This window comes from Nostoc piscinale CENA21 (genome assembly GCF_001298445.1).
Classification (GTDB): domain Bacteria; phylum Cyanobacteriota; class Cyanobacteriia; order Cyanobacteriales; family Nostocaceae; genus Nostoc_B; species Nostoc_B piscinale_A.
In genome coordinates this window covers 6,816,409-6,836,225 of the sequence record NZ_CP012036.1, presented here as the reverse complement: position 1 = coordinate 6,836,225, position 19,817 = coordinate 6,816,409, and the positions used below count along the sequence as shown (strand labels likewise).

13 protein-coding genes and 1 pseudogene are annotated in these 19,817 nt (G+C 41.3%); 7 read left to right on the top strand and 7 right to left on the bottom strand.

Features of this window, described 5'->3' with window-relative positions; translation table 11 throughout:
- The first annotated feature begins 36 nt into the window (after nt 1-36).
- From ACX27_RS29400 to ACX27_RS29390, 3 genes are all read left to right on the top strand, one after another.
- A complete protein-coding gene (locus ACX27_RS29400) occupies nt 37-525 on the top strand; it encodes a quercetin 2,3-dioxygenase (protein ID WP_062297742.1) in 489 nt (162 codons plus the stop codon).
- A gap of 48 nt (nt 526-573) precedes the next feature.
- Nucleotides 574-1,623, top strand: coding sequence for a WD40 repeat domain-containing protein (locus tag ACX27_RS29395; protein ID WP_062297741.1), 1,050 nt, complete (start codon nt 574-576; stop codon nt 1,621-1,623).
- Nucleotides 1,624-1,999: 376 nt separating this feature from the next.
- A complete protein-coding gene (locus ACX27_RS29390; RefSeq protein WP_083468869.1) occupies nt 2,000-2,989 on the top strand; it encodes a metal ABC transporter solute-binding protein, Zn/Mn family in 990 nt (329 codons plus the stop codon).
- A 755-nt stretch (nt 2,990-3,744) separates the two neighbouring features.
- On the opposite strand, the gene ACX27_RS29385 is transcribed toward ACX27_RS29390, so the two are convergent.
- The 5 genes from ACX27_RS29385 to ACX27_RS29365 form a co-directional block, all read right to left on the bottom strand.
- Nucleotides 3,745-4,242, bottom strand: coding sequence for a DUF427 domain-containing protein (locus ACX27_RS29385; RefSeq protein ID WP_062297739.1), 498 nt, complete (start codon nt 4,240-4,242; stop codon nt 3,745-3,747).
- A gap of 99 nt (nt 4,243-4,341) precedes the next feature.
- Nucleotides 4,342-5,925: a beta-barrel domain-containing protein gene (locus ACX27_RS29380; protein WP_062297737.1), complete on the bottom strand. Its 1,584-nt coding sequence runs from the start codon at nt 5,923-5,925 to the stop codon at nt 4,342-4,344.
- A gap of 46 nt (nt 5,926-5,971) precedes the next feature.
- On the bottom strand, nt 5,972-8,968 hold the full coding sequence (locus ACX27_RS29375) for a peptidase domain-containing ABC transporter (protein ID WP_062297735.1): 2,997 nt from the start codon (nt 8,966-8,968) through the stop codon (nt 5,972-5,974).
- Between the two features lie 380 nt (nt 8,969-9,348).
- A complete protein-coding gene (locus ACX27_RS29370; protein ID WP_062297734.1) occupies nt 9,349-10,167 on the bottom strand; it encodes a 5'-methylthioadenosine/S-adenosylhomocysteine nucleosidase family protein in 819 nt (272 codons plus the stop codon).
- A 301-nt stretch (nt 10,168-10,468) separates the two neighbouring features.
- Nucleotides 10,469-11,320: a ferritin-like domain-containing protein gene (locus tag ACX27_RS29365; protein ID WP_062297732.1), complete on the bottom strand. Its 852-nt coding sequence runs from the start codon at nt 11,318-11,320 to the stop codon at nt 10,469-10,471.
- 288 nt (nt 11,321-11,608) lie between these two features.
- Here ACX27_RS29365 and ACX27_RS29360 point away from each other — a divergent pair, with 288 nt between their 5' ends.
- From ACX27_RS29360 to ACX27_RS29345, 4 genes are all read left to right on the top strand, one after another.
- Nucleotides 11,609-14,296 carry an efflux RND transporter permease subunit gene (locus tag ACX27_RS29360; protein ID WP_062297731.1) on the top strand — a complete coding sequence of 896 codons (2,688 nt, stop codon included), beginning with the start codon at nt 11,609-11,611 and terminating at the stop codon, nt 14,294-14,296.
- Nucleotides 14,296-15,279: a hopanoid-associated sugar epimerase gene (hpnA, locus tag ACX27_RS29355; protein WP_062297729.1), complete on the top strand. Its 984-nt coding sequence runs from the start codon at nt 14,296-14,298 to the stop codon at nt 15,277-15,279. The genes ACX27_RS29360 and hpnA overlap by 1 nt, the downstream gene beginning before the upstream one ends.
- 99 nt (nt 15,280-15,378) lie before the next feature.
- Nucleotides 15,379-16,398, top strand: coding sequence for an adenosyl-hopene transferase HpnH (gene hpnH, locus ACX27_RS29350; RefSeq protein WP_062297728.1), 1,020 nt, complete (start codon nt 15,379-15,381; stop codon nt 16,396-16,398).
- A 138-nt stretch (nt 16,399-16,536) separates the two neighbouring features.
- The gene (locus ACX27_RS29345; protein WP_062297726.1) at nt 16,537-16,908 is read left to right on the top strand and encodes a DUF2237 family protein; all 372 of its coding nucleotides are present in this window, start codon (nt 16,537-16,539) and stop codon (nt 16,906-16,908) included.
- A gap of 172 nt (nt 16,909-17,080) precedes the next feature.
- Here the strand turns inward: ACX27_RS29345 and ACX27_RS29340 are convergent, their stop codons facing one another.
- A complete protein-coding gene (locus ACX27_RS29340) occupies nt 17,081-17,911 on the bottom strand; it encodes a squalene/phytoene synthase family protein (RefSeq protein WP_200929885.1) in 831 nt (276 codons plus the stop codon).
- Between the two features lie 671 nt (nt 17,912-18,582).
- Nucleotides 18,583-19,793, bottom strand: a pseudogene (locus tag ACX27_RS29335) (aspartate aminotransferase).
- Nucleotides 19,794-19,817: the final 24 nt, after the last annotated feature.

The window sequence follows — 19,817 nt, the reverse complement described above, 5'->3', positions numbered from 1 at the left end:
GACTTAAACTTTTGTAGCTATAAGGAATAAATCTTTATGACTATCGATCAATATAACATCGTTATGCAACCAGGAGAAGGTAATGCCTCATGGGTGCTGGGAGACTTGTATACTTTCAAGGTATTTAGTGAAGATACAAATCAAACTTACGCATTAATTGAAATTGTCATGCAACCCCATAGTGCAGTTCCATCCCATAAGCATACAAAAGAAAATGAATCTTTTTATATTCAAGAGGGTGAAGTAGAGTTCCAAACTTTTGAACAAATAATTTTAGCTACACCCGGAACTTTCTTGCACTTTCCGCAAGGACAGCCACACAGTTTTCGCAACATTAGTGGAGAACCTGCCAAATTTTTGTGTTGGTTAACCCCAGGCGGACTGGAGAAATTTTTTAGAGAAATAGGTACGCCAACCTCAGAGCAAAATACTACACCACCTGCTGTAACTGAAGCAGATATCAACAAATTACTGACCACTGCTCCCAAGTATGGTTTAGAAATTCTACCTCCTCCTGCTTGTTAGAAGAATCACCAACATCATTAATCTCTAGGAATTTTGTAGTCCCCAGATATGAACTTTACAACTAACAAATCCTCAGAATTTGCTATATATGATTCCGGGATGCTGTCAGATTATGTTACAGCCTTAGCTTGGTCTCCTGAAGGTGAAATTCTTGCGGCGACATCTGCGGCTGGCGAGGTGGTGCTATGGAATAATGGCAATGCCATAGAGTTGCAAAGTGGTAGTGGGAAGTCTGTAGACTGTGTGGCTTTTTCATCTGATGGCAAATTTTTAGCTATTGGTGGACAGGATGGAAAAGTCAAAATTTGGCGAGAAAATCAACTCATCGCCACGTTAGAAAATGCACCAGCCTGGGTAGATAAGTTGGCTTGGAATCATACTAATAACCAACTGGCTTTTAGTTTGGGGCGTTACGTGCAAGTCTGGGATGCCGATTTAGGTGAGATTGTCGTCACTTTGAATTTTGATAACTCCTCGGTTTTAGGGATAGATTGGCGTAGCGATGGCCAGTATTTAGCAATTAGCGGCTATCAAGGAGTCAAAATTTGGCATAGTCAAAACTGGGATGAAGAACCATATTTTTTGAGTATGCCAACTGTCAGTGTAGCTATGGGTTGGTCGCCTGATAGCAAATACTTGGCTTCCGGTAATATGGATCGCAGCGTCACAGTGTTGGACTGGAGCAATCCCGACCCTTGGATTATGCGTGGTTTTCCTGGTAAGATTCGGCAGTTGGCATGGTCGGAAGCTACTACAGAACTAGGTGCGCCTATTCTGGCTTCTTCCAGTGTTGAGGGTATTGTAGTGTGGGAAAAGTTAGAGGATGAATCCTTGGGTTGGGAAGCGCGAGTGTTGACTAATCATGTGGATGTGATTAATGCGATCGCATTTGCACCCCACAGCTTCTTATTAGCCTCCGCCGGCGCTGATGGTTTATTGTGTTTGTGGTCAGAAGCAGCACAAGTATCTCAAATTCTCACAGGTGCTACCGCCGGGTTCTCTACCTTAGCTTGGCATTCTCAAGGCAAGTTTCTCGCCGCAGGTGGTGAACAAGGCGAATTAATTATCTGGTCAACTGAAGTTTCTGGCGGAGTATAACGCTGCTTACTCAAACGGATGTTAGGATCAGAAAATTATGTACTCAAAAGATACACAAACACATACGGAGACTCACAAACAATTGACTCCTAATCAGGTTAGAGTTGGCTATAAAACTGAAATGAGCCATAAAGAACGGCAAAAGTGGCTAAAAACAAGAACTTATTCACAAAGCAAACCGCTTCACAATAGCTAAATGCTAAATTCTCAAGCTATATCGAAAACTTGAACTAAACTAACAATACTGCCAAGTCCCTTCACAGAAATGTAGAAGGGACTTTGTTGTAATTGGAATCCTGAATATTTAATATTTCACTGTTATTTAATAATAATGATTATTGTTAAATTTATTCAGGAAAGCTACTAGCAGTTGATTATGCTCAATAAATTGCTATTTAATACTTTGTTACGGGCTGCTTGGGTTACTTTTTTGATTGGCTTGGTTGGTTGTACAAGACAAGCAACTAATACTTCCTTCACGCAAACGACAACAGCAGATGAAAGTCTACCCAAAGTTGTTGCCACAACCAGTATATTGTGTGACTTAATTAAACAGGTTGCTGAAAATACAGTCAACCTTGCTTGTTTAATTCCTCCAGGTACAGACCCTCATAACTATCAACCAAAAACCGCCGATAGGGAAACTATCGACCAAGCTAATCTGATTTTCTACAATGGCTATAATTTTGAACCAGGCTTGATTAGAATTATTAAATCGACTAGTAATACTACACCAAAAATAGCTGTGAGTCAGTTAGCAGTCCCAAAACCACAAAGATTTATTGAAGATGGTAAAAGAGTTATCGATCCCCATATTTGGCACAATCCGAAAAATGGCATCAAAATGCTTGAAGTTATTAGCAATAACCTGAAAAAGCTAGAGCCTGATAATGCGGAAATTTATAATCAAAATACTAAACAAATTAAAAGTGAATTAACTCAACTAGACGGGTGGATAAAAACCAGAATTGCCAGTATTCCTAGTGATAAACGTGAATTAGTTATCAGTCATAATGCCCTGGCTTATTATGCCAAAGCTTATGGGATAACTTTAGTCGGGGTATTGGCTGGGATTAATCCTGAAAATCAACCGACAGAAAGACAGTTGAATAGTTTAGTTAAAGAGATTCAACAGGCTAAAGTTCCAACTGTTTTTGCTGATAAAAATATTAACAAGAATTTAATTCAATCGTTAGCCCAAGCCGCAGAAGTCAAAGTTTCGGAAAGAGAACTTTATACAGATGGTCTTGGAGATACGAATAGTGATGCTAATAGTTATCAAAAAATGTTGGAGGCTAACACACGCACTATTGTAGAAGCTTTGGGAGGTACCTATTTAATATTTGAACAAAAGGCTAGTAAATAGCAGGATTGAATAAGTTGCTAGTTGAGATGTTTTGGTATAAGTATTTGAGAATAACTATCAGTCCGATTTCCATACCTCAATAGTTGGCTGATTTTGAGCATTTCTCCCAAAACCTACTAATATTTGACTATCATTACTCATTGCTATATCAATAATGTAATTTTCCCCCTTGAGTGTTCCTAAATTTTTTCCATTACCTAATTAAGGAAAAATGAGAAAAGTCTCATGAAACATCAGCAGTTGACTTACGTCATCAACCTGACGGGCTGACGCACAAAGATTTTCTGTGGAGATTGGTGTAAGGGTGTAAAGCCACTACTGCCTCTTACTTTGACTTGGTATGTCTTAATATTTGGCAACATAATATGTAAGTGTTAAAAGTCAAACAGTAAACTTTGGTATCAAAGTTAATTCTCTGAATTTAGCTGTGATAAATTAATAATTGAAGTTGAGAAACTTCCCTGGCAGATTAACAGCCAATGTTCAAGTTAGTTATGAGGTAAAAACGCTGTTTAATTTGAATCTGTCTCGCATAAACGACAACACCCAACTCGAACACTAATATTTCCTCCTTTGGATAAACTGAGGCGTTATAACTGATAGTTCAATATATATCGGTTAAAGCCTAAGATAAAGGATGTAGTTGAGGAAATCACTAAGTGAGTAGTAGTTAGGGTGTTGTTGTTTTGAGTAGGTAATAGGTGACAGGTTACAGGTGACAGAGTTTTGATTATTTCAATTCAGCATTCAGAAATTCACCATCCCCAAGTACCAGGCCCGCCTTTAAATGGCCCGACAATATCGCTAGTAACCCAACCACCATAAAAGTTTCCTGGTTGTGGTTGAACTTTTTCACCATCTACATAACAAGCATCCATTAAATGAGCATAAAAAGCCACATGATCTTTAATAGATGTAAAAGCTGATGTTGGACTGGGATAATACCAAGCGGCGTTTTGGGCTTCTTTATCGCCCACGCGAATAGTGTAATAGCCTGCGCGTCCTTTCCATTCGCAAAAACTAGATTGTGGTACTGATATCAAGTATTCCATTTTGATATCTTCAGGAGGAAGGTAGTAAGAAGGCGGATGGCTGGTTTCTAATACACGTTTAGCGTTGTGGGTGTCTGCAATGGTTACGCCATGAAAAATTATCTGTATGTGTTTGTTGACAGGTTCTAAGCGGGGTGGGCGGGGATAATCCCATACTGATTCTTGTCCGGGTGCAGGTTCGATGCGTTGAGGAAAAACCATACAAGTAGGTAAAAATAAATATGCGATCGCTTTTACTGTACCGTAAAGCCACAGGTTGGTGTAAATGCGATCGCTGCAACAAAACTCAAAGCGCCAAAATTAGCGTACTTCTTTCAAACTATCCACTTGCTTGGTAAACAACTCAGTAAACAGACTCATAACTGTTCTTTCTTCGCGTACCTTAATATTAGCTGTAATTGACATCCCAGACTGCAATGGTAGTTTTTTACCATTCATTTCGAGTGCTTGCTTATCTAAGGATACTCTGGCGGGGAATCGGTAAAATTTGTGAGTTTCATCTGGTGGTAAAGCATCAGAACCAACAGAAACTAATTCGCCTTTAATATCGCCAAATTCGCTGAAAGGGAAAGAATCAATTCTGACATCAGCCTTCATTCCTTCCCGCACAAACCCAATATCTTGATTCGTAATAAATACTTCAGCAATATACTTATCGTTGGGGACAATTTGCAATAGTTTTTGTGTAGAGTTGGCGACAAACCCCGGATTTTTTGCTTGTAAGTCAAAAACTGTGCCACTCACAGGGGCGCGGAGTTCTTGATATCTGAGATTGAGTTGAGCTTGCGAAAGTTTGCTGGTAATATCTGCTAAACGCTGTTCGTTATCTAGAACAATTTTGATAAATTGGCTATCGATATCTGCGATACGTTGTTTATTTTCTGAAATTTTTTCTAAAACATTTTTACCAGAAGCCGCTACAGTATTAGTGAGTTCTTGCCCTCCTCTTTCGATTTCATATCTCAGGCGTTTATCTTCTTCTTGTAATTGGGCGACTTCGGCTTCTAGGGTTTGTACTTGTTGTTGCTGGTTGAGATATTGTAGCTGAGAAATTCCACCTTCTTCAGCTAGGGTTTTCAGTTTATTTAAAATCTGCTGTTGAATCGCTAAACTAGATTGGGTGTCAGCAATTTTAACTTGGTTTTGTGTTAGTTGTTTTCTCGTTTTTTCAATTTCCAATTGTGCTGCATTGGCACGGGTAGCTAATTCTAGTTTAGACACTTGTAGACGTTGTTGTTCATCTACTCCCAGCCCTTGAGTAGATGAGGAATTTCTTAATTCTTTGCGTAACAATTCATTTTCAGCAACTAAGGCGGCGCGACTTTTCAACAGAAAAACTGCATCTGTTGGTAATCTACTGCGTAAAAATTCTAATTCTGAACCCACAGTATAACTAGAATTCATCAAGCGGCGATAAATTTGGTTTTCTCGAATCAAACTATTCCGCACTTGAACTAAGGACTGTAATTCGGCTAACGTCGCAACGGTTTCAAAGGTGAGTAATAAATCTCCTTGGTTAACTTTTTGTCCATCTTTAACATAAATTGCTTTGACGACACCATTCACGGGTGCTTGTACTTCTTTGACTGTTCCTTGGGGTTTTAATTGTCCAGTCGCGGGTACAACTTGTTCAATTTTGGCAATACAAGCCCAAGCAATACCAAACCCAGCTAATGCTATCAAGGTCAACATAATTGTCCGTGACCAAACTGGAGACTGGCGTAAAACAACCGATTGTTCAAAGTTATCAAATCTTTGATTAATTAAAGGCTGTTGGGAAACTTTCTTTACAGATGTTAATACAGGTGATTCGGTAGGAATTTCTGAATGATGTTTACCGTTACCATTATTGCCATTGAGACGATTACCATTTACTTGAGTCATAGTAGTTTTACCCTTGAGGAATAATGAGTGATTAACCCTTGACTAATTACAAATTAACTTCTTGCTGTTGATACAAATAAGAATAATGACCTTTAGCAGCCATTAACTCTTGATGACTTCCTTGTTCTATGACTCGGCTTGCGTCCATGACAACGATAGTATCTGCATGGCTGACGGTATTTAGGCGGTGGGTAATGAAAAAGACTGTACTACCTTGAAAGGCTTTGGCTAAGTTTAAACAAACTTGGCGTTCTGTGGGGTAATCTAAGGCACTTGTGGCCTCATCTAAGACTAGCAGTTTTGGTCGTTGAAGTACAGAACGAGCGATCGCAATTCTTTGTCTTTGTCCCCCAGAAAGTCCCGCACCTCTTTCACCAACGCGGGTATTGTAACCGTTGGGTAAGCCCATAATAAATTCATGGGCGCAAGCCACACGGGCGGCTTCAATAATTTCTTCGGTGGTTGCTTCTGGGTTAGTTAAAGCAATATTTTCTTGTACTGTCCCGTCAAACAATAATGTTTCTTGGGGAACTACGCCTATTTGTCTTCTTAAAGAGTAAAGTTCGACTTTGGCAATATCATAACCATCAATTAAAATCCTGCCGGATTCCACATCATATAATCGCAGCAGTAATTTCATCATTGTACTTTTACCAGAGCCACTCTGCCCGACGATGCCAATAAATTGTCCGGCGGTAAATTCAAGATTGATATTAGTTAGTTGTAAGGGGCCATTGGGGTTAAATCGGAAGGAAACATTGTCAAATTTCACTGTACCGTCAATGGCTGGTAAAGGAATATTACCTCTATCTGCTTCCCCTTCTTCTGGTGTATCGACAATATCACTTAATCGTTCTAAAGATAAGGCAGTTTCTTGGAAGTTTTGCCAGAGTTGGGCTAAACGTAAAATTGGGCTGGTGACATAACCAGAAATAATCCGAAACGCAATTAATTCACCTAATGTCAGTTCACCTTGCAACACTAAATAAGCACCTACCCATAGTACTAATAAACTACTGAGTTTATTGAGAAAGTTACTAGTAGAATTAGCCAAGGTTGAAGTGACAACAGTTTTAAATCCTGCGCCTACATAACGAGCATAACGCTCTTGCCAGGAAAAGCGCGATCGCAATTCGATATTTTGCGCTTTTACTGTTTGAATACCAGACATCACCTCAACTAAATAAGACTGAGTTTCAGCGTTGCGTTCGGCTTTGTTGCGTAACTGTTTACTAATTGTGGGTGAGGCGATTAAAGTAATCACCACAAATATGGGAATTGTCCCTAAACCAACTAAAGTTAGTTGCCAACTGTAAAACAGCATGACAACAATATAAACTACAGAAAATAAGGCATCTAACCCGACAGTTAAGGCTGTCCCGGTGAGAAACTGACGAATATTTTCTAACTCGTTGATTCTAGTTGACAATTCACCGACGGGACGGCGTTCAAAATAACGCAGTGGCAATCTTAATAAGTGGTCAATAATCTGCGAACCCAACCCCATATCAATGCGGTTGGTTGTATCTACAAATAAATAAGTCCGTAAAGTCCCAATTATGGCTTCAAACAGTCCCACTACTAACAGCAATGCTCCCAGAACATTCAAGGTACTAATACTGTTTTGGACAATTACTTTATCGATAATTAACTGAATTACTAAGGGATTTGCCAGTTGTGCCAACTGTACAAAAAACGAAGCGATAAAAACTTCAATTAGTACTCGACGGTAGCGCGACAAATAAGGTAAAAACCATGATACGCCAAATCTTTCTTGTGGCGTTTCTTTGGTAGCACTTAGCAGCAACACCCGCATTTGTGGCTGGTAACTACCGTCTTCTAGTTCTAAATTTGCCAGTAATTCTTTTGGTTTACAGCGTACTATACCTTGGGATGGCACACCGACAACAACATGATGTGCATCTGCTGAATACAATACAGCAAAATTGCTGCGATAACGAATGAGTGCTGGTGTGGGGAGACGTTCAATTGTTGATGCAGGTAAATCTACTAACTGTGCTTTTAAACCAATTAATTCTGCGATATAAGCACAAGCCGGGAAAGATATACTACCTTGGCGTTTAATTTGTTCCGATAAAATGCGCCGTACAACTTCTCGACGTATGGGAATTTGTAAATGCTTGGACAGCATTTGAAAACAAGCAAAGGTGGCGTTGACTTCTCCGCTACCACGAACAAAGGGGTATTTGAGGTGCTTTTGTTTTTTTGATGCTGGATAGTCTACCGCCGTAATTTCTTCTGGTGCGTAGGGAATATCTAACTCATCTGTAATGTTTGTTTGTGTATCATAAATAGATTCTTCCTCAGCTTGAGAATAGTTATCTAAAAATGATAAATCTCCTGGTGCAAAACCAATTAACCTTGCAGGGTTTTTTCCAGTAACTTCTATTGTGCCTGCATTTAAGTCTAGGCGAGAACCTGGGGGAAAATTCTTCACTTCACCCCCACTCACAAACCAAATGCTATCAATATCTAGCTGGTTAGATGATTTTTTTCCGGGTGATAAGTATTGTATTTGAGTGTTGAGTAAAGCTTGCTCAGATAATTCAAGAAAATTCGTGACAGCATTTGCTTGTTTAGCAACTTGTACACCCAAAACACTAAAAACTTCGCAGATATGCCTGTGATTTTGCCGCATGTGGGCAAAAGCGGGATATTCTGCAATCAGGCGGGAATATTCTTCAAGATTTAAAGCTAAACATATCACCTCTGTGGAAGCGATCGCCACTTCACAAGGAACCTGACGCAAAAAACTAATTTCCCCAATAGCTGCACCCGGTTTGAGCAATTTTAATGTAATAGCTGCTTGGGTTTGCGGTTCATATCCCAACAGGCGTACTTGCCCTTCATATAAAAATATGACTTTTGGTGGTATGTTTTCATTGCCTATAATTTTCTGCCCAATGCGATAGCGCCAAGCTTCTAATTTTTCGGCAATACTCACAATTACTTCGGCAGGTAATTGCTCAAATCCTGCTAAATCAGCAATAAACTCTTGAAAGGCGCTTTTAATATAGGTCATACTTTAAAACTTGATTCGTTCCAACTTTTTTTTGATATTAGGAAAAATTTAAATCTTGATATTGATAAGATAATCAAAAAGAAATTAATTTATATTATGATTTGGTTAAATAGGTCGCTTAAATAGCAACCAAGTATACTTTCTATCCTTGTTAAATAAATTTAGATGTTGTTATTTGATAGCTTGATTTTTTTATTTCCAGCGAAGTCTTAATACTAATTAATATTCTCCCTGTAATTAATAATAAATAACCTATTTAACTTTAAAAATAGTGCTGACTCAGATACCCGACTTCTTCAAGAAGCCGTATCTGGTTGTTCACGTAAAATAAAACTATCACAACCTCGTGTATAGAAATCGTAAATTATTGGTTAAAAATTTTAGGTATTTATCAGGTTACTATCTAACAGTGCTTGAGTGACTTTTTCCAGTACCTTTAAGCCTTGTAAAGAACCACGAATTAAACGAGTCGCCGCGATGGGTTGACTGATTAAACCCCATGCTAAAGGTAAAGCTTGCAGTGAACCATCAGTACTGATAGCGGCGGAAAGGTCAGGAATATCATGTAAACTGTCATCACTGACCACACGTAATACAGCAACTTCGATTCCCATTGCTTGAAAGAACTGTAAAGCGGCGAAGCTTTCCATATCAACCACATCACAGTTGGATGTTGCAGCTAAAGAGGATTTTTTTGTAGCAGACCAGATGACGCGATCGCTTGTCAAGCCTTTTACCAGTGAGACTTTTGGTAGTGCAGCAGATAACTGAGTCATCAAGGGGCGATCGCATTCTTGCACACGTCCTTGATAAGTGCAACTTTGATACAACACGGCATCTCCAACAGCGTAATTCTGGCGCAAGCTACCACACAAACCCATCACCAATACTCTAGTAGTCTGCCAAGAAAACTTTGTATGGTGACTGGCTTCGGGGCAGGGAGCAGGGAGCGGAGGGGAAAGATTCTCCCCCTTGCGCCCTGCCCCCTGCTCCCCTGCTAGTTCTACATGGCAATTTTGCGTTGGTGAACTACTAACTGGTGACTGCTGTTTGTCCCATTGCTGCAAGTATTTTGTCAACGGCTGCATTCCCACTGGTATCGCCAAAACCCTTGGTATCGACCCTGTATTTTGGCGTAAGCCGCGACACACAGCTTTATACTCCGCACCCTGCGGCACTAAAATCACAGTGTTCATCATCAATCTTTATTGTTGAGTAGGAATGAAAGGGTGTAGGGGTTTAAGAAGGTGTTTAATTTTTTTACGAACCGCCAAGAACGCCAAGAGCGCCAAGGAAGACAAAAATAATTATTGAGTGCAAGTTTACAGAGATTTGGTACAAAAATCACAAGTATCAGTGCTGGTGAATGTTTCAGCCTTGCAGCCACTTCTTCCCCATACAACCTGACACCACTATGGGGAAGTCAAAAATCAAAAGCTAAAGGTTAAAAATCAGAGAGTTTTTGACTTTTAACTTTTGACTTTTAACTTGATTTTGCCCTTACACCCTTACACCTTCCCCAAACGCTTTTCGTTTCGGTAGTAACTGGAGAGTATTCAACGCTGTGCTGGCGAGTCTAGGTAGCAGTTGCGGTTGCAATATCCGCGAGTCAAACTTACTCATTCGCCGTTGGTTTTCTTGAATGCACACTTTAAGGAATTTTTCAAGTGTTAAATCTTGACTAAACACACTGGCTCCACTAGCAGTAAAGCCTGCACCATTGGGATCAGATTCACCAATGGCTTTAATCACACTGCTCAAGGCTCTGCCGTAGTACCAGAGAGTTTTAGCACTCCGCAGTGGTAAAAACCCATGACCACGTTGAATTTGCAAATCTGTGAACCAGTTGACAAAAAATACAATATGCCGAGCTTCTTCATCAATAATTGAGTCAAAGATTGTGAAGATTTGCTCAGGAAACACTCTGGCTTCTCGCGCAATTTCAAATAAGCCAAAAGCAAAAAAAGAATCGAGACATTCTTCAAAACCAAATACAGTGAATGTCTGCTCAAGGTTGGCGGGAATTTCTATAGGTGGACAAGCAGGCATAGGGATGTCATAACGCTCAATAAACACTTTCAGCAACCGAGCGTGACGAGATTCTTCTTCACCTTGGAGAGCGATCGCATCTTGTAAAATGCCCCTATCTAAAGTTTTGGCATATTCACTAACGATAACTCCTGCTTGACGCTCTTTATTCAAAGCCTGACCCCAAAAAGGGATGCTTCGCAAAAGTGTCAAAGCAGCATTATCCAAATCAGGCCAAGGGAGATGCTCAGGTTCATATTCCCTGTAACTCTCCATAAAACTACAACAGAATAATTCTCTATGGTCAACAGAACCAATCTTCATAAGTAAAGTTATATGTGCTTAAAATTGCTGTTAGAACCAGGATGATGTAATGAGTAACACAAGTTTTACATCAGCATAAAGTAATACATTACTGTTTACCTAGTGCTGATTGTTCAGTATTAATTATTAAGTGTTTAAGTAGAAGAAATTTTTTGACCGTTTATCCTTTATGCTTTTTTAAGAAACCAAGTTCAGTAAAATTGCCCACCAAAGGAAACTAAACCCCCCAAACTTTAGACGATTAATGTAGCATGACAATTAATTGGGACACCAGCAAAATTTTCCAAGATGGTAAAGGTTAGTAGCGCAAAATCTGCACGAGAACGCTTCAATATCTCCAAATTAGCCATTGACTTCTCGTGGTTGACAGTGAGTTTCTGGATTACTGTAACGGTAGCTGGGCTTTTGGCGTTCAGTTCCCTGAAGTATGCTTTGTTTCCAGATATTACTTTCCCGGTGGTGGTAGTCAACGCCACAGCACCACTGACAACAGCAATTGACACAGAGGCCAAACTCACCAAACCAATCGAAGAGCGCCTACGCTCTGTAGAAGGACTAGATGATCTGCGTTCATCTGTCTATCCTGGTCAAACGGCAGTTAGTTTAGCTTTTGCAGTTGGCACTGATTTAGAAAAATCCACCAGCAAGGTAGAAACTTCACTCAAACAGTTAAGCTTGCCTCAAGGGGCAAATTACAAAATTATCCCCCTGAATTTAAACGAATCAGCAGCTGTTAGCTACACCATAGAGAGTTCCTCACAGAACCTCACAGAATTGACCAAGGTAGCACAAGACAAAATTATCCCAGTTATTACCAAAGTACCGGGAGTCTTGAAAGTCAATTTGTTGGGAGCGCCTAGCCCTACACCCGCATTGCCTACAGCCCAGAATTCAGCGGCGGCACTTCCCCAAGGTGGAGCCACATTAGTCAGATTTAATGGGCAAGATGCACTGGCTTTTCAAGTCATCAAACGAGGGAACGCCAACACCTTAGAAGTGGTGAATCGGGTAGAAAAAGAAGTGCAGAAGTTGGGAACTAACCTCAAGGATGTCAAACTCACCTTAGCTGCAACCCAAGCCGAGTATATTCGTCATGCCACACAATCAACCATAGACGCACTGATAGAAGCAATTGTTTTGTCGATTGTGGTGATATTTCCTTTCTTGTGGAGTTGGCGAGCCACTTTAATTTCGGCACTGGCGATTCCGACTTCTTTACTGGCGACATTTATCGTCATGGCAATTTTCGGCTTCAATCTAGAAACAATTACCCTACTGGCTTTGGCCTTGGTAATTGGCAGTATTATTGACGATGCGATCGTTGATGTCGAAAACATCATGCGCCATATTGAAGACGGCGAAACTCCGCGTCAAGCTACATTACTGGCAACTAATGAAATTGGTTTGACTGTGACAGCAGCTACATTGACAGCTGTGGCAGTATTCCTGCCTATAGGTTTAATGGGTGGGGTAGTTGGACAATTCTTCAAACCCTTTGGGATAACAGTTTCAGCCGCAATGTTAGCTTCTATGCTGGTGGCGAGGACTTTGTCGCCAGTGTTGGCTATGTACTGGCTAAAACCCGTATCTGCTAAACCTCGGAAGCGAGAAGCCAAGTCTTGGCTAGGGTTCAACCAAGCTTACCGCAACTTACTGCACTGGTCTTTACGCCATCGCAGACTAGTCATCTTAGTAGCAGTCCTGAGTTTTGTAGGTGGGATAGCCTTAATTCCCCTGATTCCCAAAGGATTTATCCCCAAACTTGATCGCGGCGAATTCAACATCACTTATACTGCGCCCTTACCACAAATACCAGATTTAGCAGCTTTACAAAAACAGGCTGCTGCCCAAGGTATTCCCCCGTCTGGGCAAGCTTTCCCGTTGCCTAACCCCCTCAACGACTCTCTAGAAGTTGCTAAGAAATTAGAAGAAGTCGTCAGAAAATCGCCAGCCGTGGAAACAGTGTTTACTACTGTTGGTTCCCGTGAAGGCGAGCCAAATAAAGGCACACTCTACATCAAACTTAAAGAAGACCGGAATATTACCACCGCCGAACTGCAAGACCAATTCCGCACCAGCTTGCCCACATTAAAGGGAGTAACAACCAGTGTCGAAGATATTCAATTTGTCGATACAGGTGGACAAAAACCTTTGCAAGTAGCCTTGCGAGGTGATGATTTACAAGCTTTAGCCAAGGCCAGCAAAGCCATTAAAGAACGCTTAGTCAACATTCCCGGATTGGCTGATATTACAGTCACAGGTGAAGCTAATCAACAAGGACAATTCTTGCAAATTCAGCGTTTGAACAATCAACGAGTAGCCTATATCAGTGCCAACCTTGGTCAAAATTTATCATTGGGTGATGCCACTGACAAAGTTGTGGCAGAAGCAAAAGCTGTCTTACCTCCTGGTGTGACTCTCGATTTAGGTGGCGATTCTGCCAGCTTGGCAGAGGTATTTGGCAGTTTTGCTTCGACTTTGTTGCTGTCAGCCCTGTGTATTGTTGTAGTGCTAATTTTACTCTTCAAAAGCTGGGTAGACCCGGTAGTGATTGGTGTTTCCTTACCGTTGGCTTTGGTAGGGGCATTACTGGCGCTCTTGTTTACTGAGAGCGACTTTGGCATGATTTCGCTGATTGGCTTTGTCTTTTTATTAGGACTAGCCAATAAAAATGCGATTTTGCTGGTGGATTATATCAACCAACTGCGTGAATCGGGCTTAGACCGTACCGACGCTATCTTAAAAGCCGGGCCAGTGCGTCTGCGACCGATTATGATGACCACTGCTTCCACAATTTTAGGGATGTTACCCATTGCCTTGGGTCTTGGTGCTGGTTCAGAATTGCGATCGCCTATGGCGGTGGCTATTGCTGGAGGTTTGGTCAGTTCCACAATCCTCAGCTTAATTGTTGTACCCGTAGTTTACGCCATCTTAGATGACTGGTTCCCGCGCTTTCGTCAGGAGGCGAAAAACTAATGCAAGCCTTTGTCACAGGGGGAACCGGTTTTGTCGGTTCCCACTTGGTGCGGTTACTACTGCAACAAGGATACAAAGTTAAAGCTTTAGTGCGCCCTAGCAGTAATTTAGCCAATTTACGCGGCTTGGATGTGGAACTAGTCAAGGGTGATTTGACAGATTCGGAAATTTGGCAACAAATGAGGGGTTGTCAATATTTATTCCATGTCGCTGCCCATTATTCTTTGTGGCAAGTAGATAGACAACTACTGTATCGTTACAACGTTATTGGTACACGGAATATCCTCGAAGCTGCCCGCAAAGCTGAGATTGAACGCACCGTTTACACCAGTTCAGTATCAGCGATTGGAGTCGGGGCGGCTGGTAAACCTGTCGATGAAACTTATCAAAGTCCAGTGGAAAAACTGATTGGTAGTTACAAACAGTCAAAATTTCTCGCCGAACAAGAAGCTAAACAAGCAGCCGCTAGAGGGCAAGATGTCGTAATTGTCAACCCCAGTACTCCAATTGGTTCATTAGATATCAAACCCACACCCACAGGCGATATTATCCTACGGTTTTTGCGGCGAGAAATGCCAGTTTATCTGGATACTGGGCTAAATTTCATCGATGTGCGGGATGTGGCTTGGGGACATTTACTGGCGTTGCAAAAAGGGAAGTCAGGCGATCGTTATATCTTAGGACACCAAAACCTCAGCCTCAAGCAATTACTAGAACAACTCGCCGAAATTACGAATTTACCAGCACCCCAACGCACCATTCCTGCTTGGATACCCTTGAGTGTGGCTTGGATTGATGAGAAAATTCTCGCACCACTAGGAAAAACGCCTTCAGTCCCAATAGATGGTGTCCGTATGGCTCAACAACACATGTACTATGACGCTAGTAAAGCTGTCCGCGAGTTGGGGCTACCCCAGTCTCCCCTGAAAGCAGCGTTAAAAGATGCCGTCGATTGGTTTATGGCTGAAGGTTATGTCAAATGAAGTCTGAAGTTTGAAGTGTAAAGTATGAAATATCAATTTCAGACTTCAGACTTCAGACTTCAAACTTTTATGTACTTATAAGAGAGGAGTGATAGGAAAGTGGGAATTAATCTACAACAAGCAATGGATATCGGGAAGTATCTGGTAACTCAGCGTCTTTTAGGGCGTAAACGCTTCCCCTTGGTATTGATGCTAGAACCATTATTTCGTTGTAATTTAGCTTGTTCTGGTTGTGGCAAGATTCAGCACCCCGTGGAAATTCTCAAACGCAATCTCACACCCCAAGAGTGCTTCGCCGCAGTGGAAGAATGTGGCGCACCTGTAGTTTCTATTCCTGGAGGAGAACCATTACTCCACCCCCAAATTGATGAGATTGTCCGAGGATTAGTAGAACGCAAGAAATATGTTTACTTGTGTACCAATGGTTTGTTACTCGAAAAAAGCCTCGATAAATTCCAACCTTCGCCTTACTTTACCTTCAGTGTCCACTTAGATGGAATGCGCGAGTGGCATGATAAATGTGTTGATCGCAAAGGTGTGTTTGATACTGCTGTCAACGCCATTCGTGCAGCTAAAGCCAAAGGTTTCCGCGTCACCACTAACACCACCATCTTTGAAGGCGCAGATGTCAAAGAAATGCAAGAATTCTTTGATTTTCTCGAAAGCCTAAATATTGATGGGATGATGATTTCCCCTGGTTACAGCTACGAATGGGCCCCAGATCAAGACCATTTCCTCAAACGCGAACAAACTCGCGCCCTATTCCGGGAAATCCTCACACCCTACACATCAGGTAAGAAAAACTGGAACTTCAATCACAATCCCTTGTTCCTAGACTTTCTGATTGGTGAAAAAGACTACGAATGTACACCTTGGGGAAGTCCGAGCTATAGCGTTCTTGGTTGGCAAAAACCCTGTTATTTGTTGAACGAAGGGCATTACACTAGCTTCAAAGAATTGCTAGATAACACAGACTGGAGTAAATACGGCCGCGCCAGTGGTAATCCCCAGTGTGCTGATTGTATGGTTCACTGCGGCTACGAACCAACCGCCGCAATGGATGCAATGCAACCACAAAACATCGCCCGTTCCCTGAGTACGGTGTTTGGTAAGAGTTAGGTCAGAAGAAAAAGGTGTAAGGTTGTAAGGGTGTAAGGGTTGAAGGTAGATTGGAACACCTTAACTCTTATACCCTTAAATATTTATTTGCTTCCAAGTATTAATTTTTACTTTTATTGAAATATTAAGGAATAGAAAATGACAGAAGCTAAAAATGTACTCGGCACAGATTTAGAAGTTTGCTGTACTTCACCGATGACTGGTTATTACCGTGATGGGTATTGTAATACTGGTGGGCAAGATTTTGGAATGCACGTTGTTTGCGCCCAGGTGACAGAAGAATTTTTGGAGTTTACCAAATCCCGTGGTAATGATTTAAGTACAGCATTTCCTGAATATAATTTTCCCGGATTACGGCCTGGCGATCGCTGGTGTTTATGTGCAGCACGTTGGCAAGAAGCAATGGAAGCTGGTTACGCACCTCCTGTAGTTCTCGAAGCAACCCACGCTAGAGCCTTAGAAGTTTGTTCCTTGGAAGATTTAAGAAAATACGGCTTTTCTGCATCTTAACCCTTAATTTAAAAATACAGACGCGATCGCTCACGTCTGTATTGTATGGTTACTTGCTTTTGAGATTTACGACGTAGTTAAAAATTTGGGTTAATAACCAAAATACACCACAGTCTAAAAATCAGCACTCTTAAACTTGAACTTACTTAATCAACCGTATTGAAAAAAGTTATTAACTAGCTTTGACATTAACAGCATTCAATTGCTCTAGCAAGGCGATAACTTCACTGCGGCTGAGTTTCTCCTTACCATTGGCAAGAGCATCAATCGTACCATGTGCCAAAGTTAACGGAATTTGACAAAAGTTTAAAGCTGGGCCAGCAGGTAAAGCTTGAGTATAAGCATCGGCTAACGCTAAGTTGCGTAGGGCATACTCTTGCATTTCTGTCACTGTCCAACCATCTGGAAAGAAGTTAACACCGCGCCCCATATCTTCAATGTGGTTGCGGAGAATATTAACAGCTTGCAAGCCACGACCAAAGCCAATTGCTAAAGTACGATTGGTTTGTGTGCCATCATACCAAGTCCATAAATCTGAAAGTAACAACCCAACTGCACCAGCTACCCCAAAGGTGTAACGATCTAAATCAGACTCGGTTTCAATTTTCCAGTTTTTTTCTGCCCAATCAGCCATCCGATCAGCCATTGCTGCGGTTGCATCCCAAATCCGTGGTGCAATAGTCTCAGGGGCTAATAAAGACCATTCTCTGACTCTCAGAGTTACTTCTGCTAAAACTTCCTCGTAGCCGCTAAACCCTACAGAGAAAGCGTCAACTGCAAAGCCATCTACTCCTGCTTGTAATGTCAAACTAATCTTGTGTAACAGTTGTGCCTTTGTTGAATTATCCAGGTCTGGATGATCTTCAATTTCATCAATGGCACGCATACACAAGTATGCTGATGCGACGGCTTCTTGCAATCCTGACGGTAAAATACTAATTGGAATATAAAAAGTTCGACTAGTTTCTTTGAGGATTTGCAAGGCATCACCACGTAAATCCATGTTGTCACTCCCCTCTGAGTTTTTACACCACATGCAGTTGAAAGTTGTTTAATGATCCGGGATATACTTTTTACCTTGAGATGAGTTAGTATTTCATCTCAAGATTAATAGTCTTTGTATCATAATTAACGACAAATTCAAACCGATTAAATTCATGTCTAGTATATAAGACTTTGGTTACTGAAATTTGTTCTGTGTGATTTGATATCTGGAGTAAGCGCAATTTTTTTGCTGTAAATATAAACAATTATGCTAAAATTCCGCAGTTTATCTAATTTTGCTTTTCAGTAGTGATGAGCGAATTGATACGGGCAGATAGCTCCTGATTCGGAAATTAGCATAAAATTCCCAACCAGATTTCTGTATTGTAAAAATATTATGAAAAACCAAATAAAATTTCTCAAAAAAATTTGTCTAACTATAAATATCAACAATTAGCTCATTGCAAGGTATAGAAAAACTATAGCTATTGACCAATTAGCTTTGCAAATACAATATTGCAGCCTAGATAACAATTTTTACATCAAATTCACAAGATGAATTTCATTAAGCAAAGAACAATTTTTTCCCCAACTTGCCCAATTAAAACAGTAGGAATCCCATAATTTTTGAAGTTAACTCCCCACTATAGTGTAGTGGGGGCGTTAGTAGTTAAAATCTCATGTCACTTATTAAAGTGGCACAGAAACTAATTTTTCCGATTGATATGAGATACCAGCTTGTTTAAAGCGGTGTAAAGCTTCACCTAAGCGATCGCAATCTGCAATTAAACTAATCCGCACATAACCTTCACCCGCAACCCCAAAGGCATTACCAGGAGTCACTACCACGCCTGTTTGTTGCAATACATTCAAGGCAAAATCGGTGGAAGTTGTACCCACAGGACATTTCACCCAAAGATACATGGTGGCTTTGGTTTTGGGAATATCCCAACCCAACTCACCTAAACCTTGAATGAGAAAGTCGCGGCGGGTGCGGTAACGCTGTTGAACTTCGTGTAAATAAACATCTGGCAATTGTAGGGCGGTTTCGGCGGCTGTTTGCAAGGCGGCAAAAATCCCGTAATCCAAGTTGGTTTTCAGCGTCCGCAAACCTTGGATAATTTGGCTGTTGCCGACAACAAAACCTACCCGCCAACCAGCCATATTATAAGTTTTAGATAAGGTATGAAACTCCACACCAATTTCTTTTGCGCCAGGAATTTCTAACAAACTCGTGGGTTGATAGCCATCAAAAGCTAACTCGGCATAACATAAATCATGCACCAAGAGAATTTCGTATTTCCGGGCAAAGGCAACAATTTCCTCAAAAAATTCTCGCGGTGCAGTGGCAGCAGTGGGATTACTGGGATAATTGAAATAGAGAATTTTAGCTTTTTGGGCAACTTCTTCAGGAATGGCCGCTAAATCAATCAACCAATCATTTTCCGGTTTGAGAATCAAGTTATGGACTTGCGCCCCAGCAATTACAGGCCCCCGAAAATGAGCAGGATAAGCTGGTGACGGCACTAAAACGACATCACCAGGGTTAATATAGGCCATTGCCAAATGTCCTAATCCCTCTTTAGAACCGAGTAGCGGTAAGGCTTCGCTGTCAGGATCAAGCACGACACCATAGCGGCGATTGTACCAATGGTGATGGCACGGCGAAAACTCGCAGTTCCTTCAAAGGGCGGATAACCGTGATTGGCGGGATTTTGCAAAGCGGCGATCGCAGCTTCTACGACTGGTTGGGGTGTGGGGCCATCCGGGTTCCCCATCCCCAAATCAATCAAATCCAATCCTTGTTCCCGTGCCTTAGCTTTAAGTTCATCCAGGCGGGCAAATACATAAGCTGGCAGTTTCTGTATACGTTCTGCTGGGGCAATCCAATTCAGTGTCATTGATGTACCACTTCTTGATACAGT

Excerpts from the sequence above, each read along its gene's own strand:
- ACX27_RS29400 (WP_062297742.1), top strand. The coding sequence starts at position 37 with ATGACTATCGATCAATATAACATCGTTATGCAACCAGGAGAAGGTAAT.
- ACX27_RS29395 (WP_062297741.1), top strand. The coding sequence starts at position 574 with ATGAACTTTACAACTAACAAATCCTCAGAATTTGCTATATATGATTCC.
- ACX27_RS29390 (WP_083468869.1), top strand. The coding sequence starts at position 2,000 with ATGCTCAATAAATTGCTATTTAATACTTTGTTACGGGCTGCTTGGGTT.
- ACX27_RS29385 (WP_062297739.1), bottom strand. The coding sequence starts at position 4,242 with ATGGTTTTTCCTCAACGCATCGAACCTGCACCCGGACAAGAATCAGTA.
- ACX27_RS29380 (WP_062297737.1), bottom strand. The coding sequence starts at position 5,925 with ATGACTCAAGTAAATGGTAATCGTCTCAATGGCAATAATGGTAACGGT.
- ACX27_RS29375 (WP_062297735.1), bottom strand. The coding sequence starts at position 8,968 with ATGACCTATATTAAAAGCGCCTTTCAAGAGTTTATTGCTGATTTAGCA.
- ACX27_RS29370 (WP_062297734.1), bottom strand. The coding sequence starts at position 10,167 with ATGATGAACACTGTGATTTTAGTGCCGCAGGGTGCGGAGTATAAAGCT.
- ACX27_RS29365 (WP_062297732.1), bottom strand. The coding sequence starts at position 11,320 with ATGAAGATTGGTTCTGTTGACCATAGAGAATTATTCTGTTGTAGTTTT.
- ACX27_RS29360 (WP_062297731.1), top strand. The coding sequence starts at position 11,609 with ATGGTAAAGGTTAGTAGCGCAAAATCTGCACGAGAACGCTTCAATATC.
- hpnA (WP_062297729.1), top strand. The coding sequence starts at position 14,296 with ATGCAAGCCTTTGTCACAGGGGGAACCGGTTTTGTCGGTTCCCACTTG.
- ACX27_RS29345 (WP_062297726.1), top strand. The coding sequence starts at position 16,537 with ATGACAGAAGCTAAAAATGTACTCGGCACAGATTTAGAAGTTTGCTGT.
- ACX27_RS29340 (WP_200929885.1), bottom strand. The coding sequence starts at position 17,911 with ATGGATTTACGTGGTGATGCCTTGCAAATCCTCAAAGAAACTAGTCGA.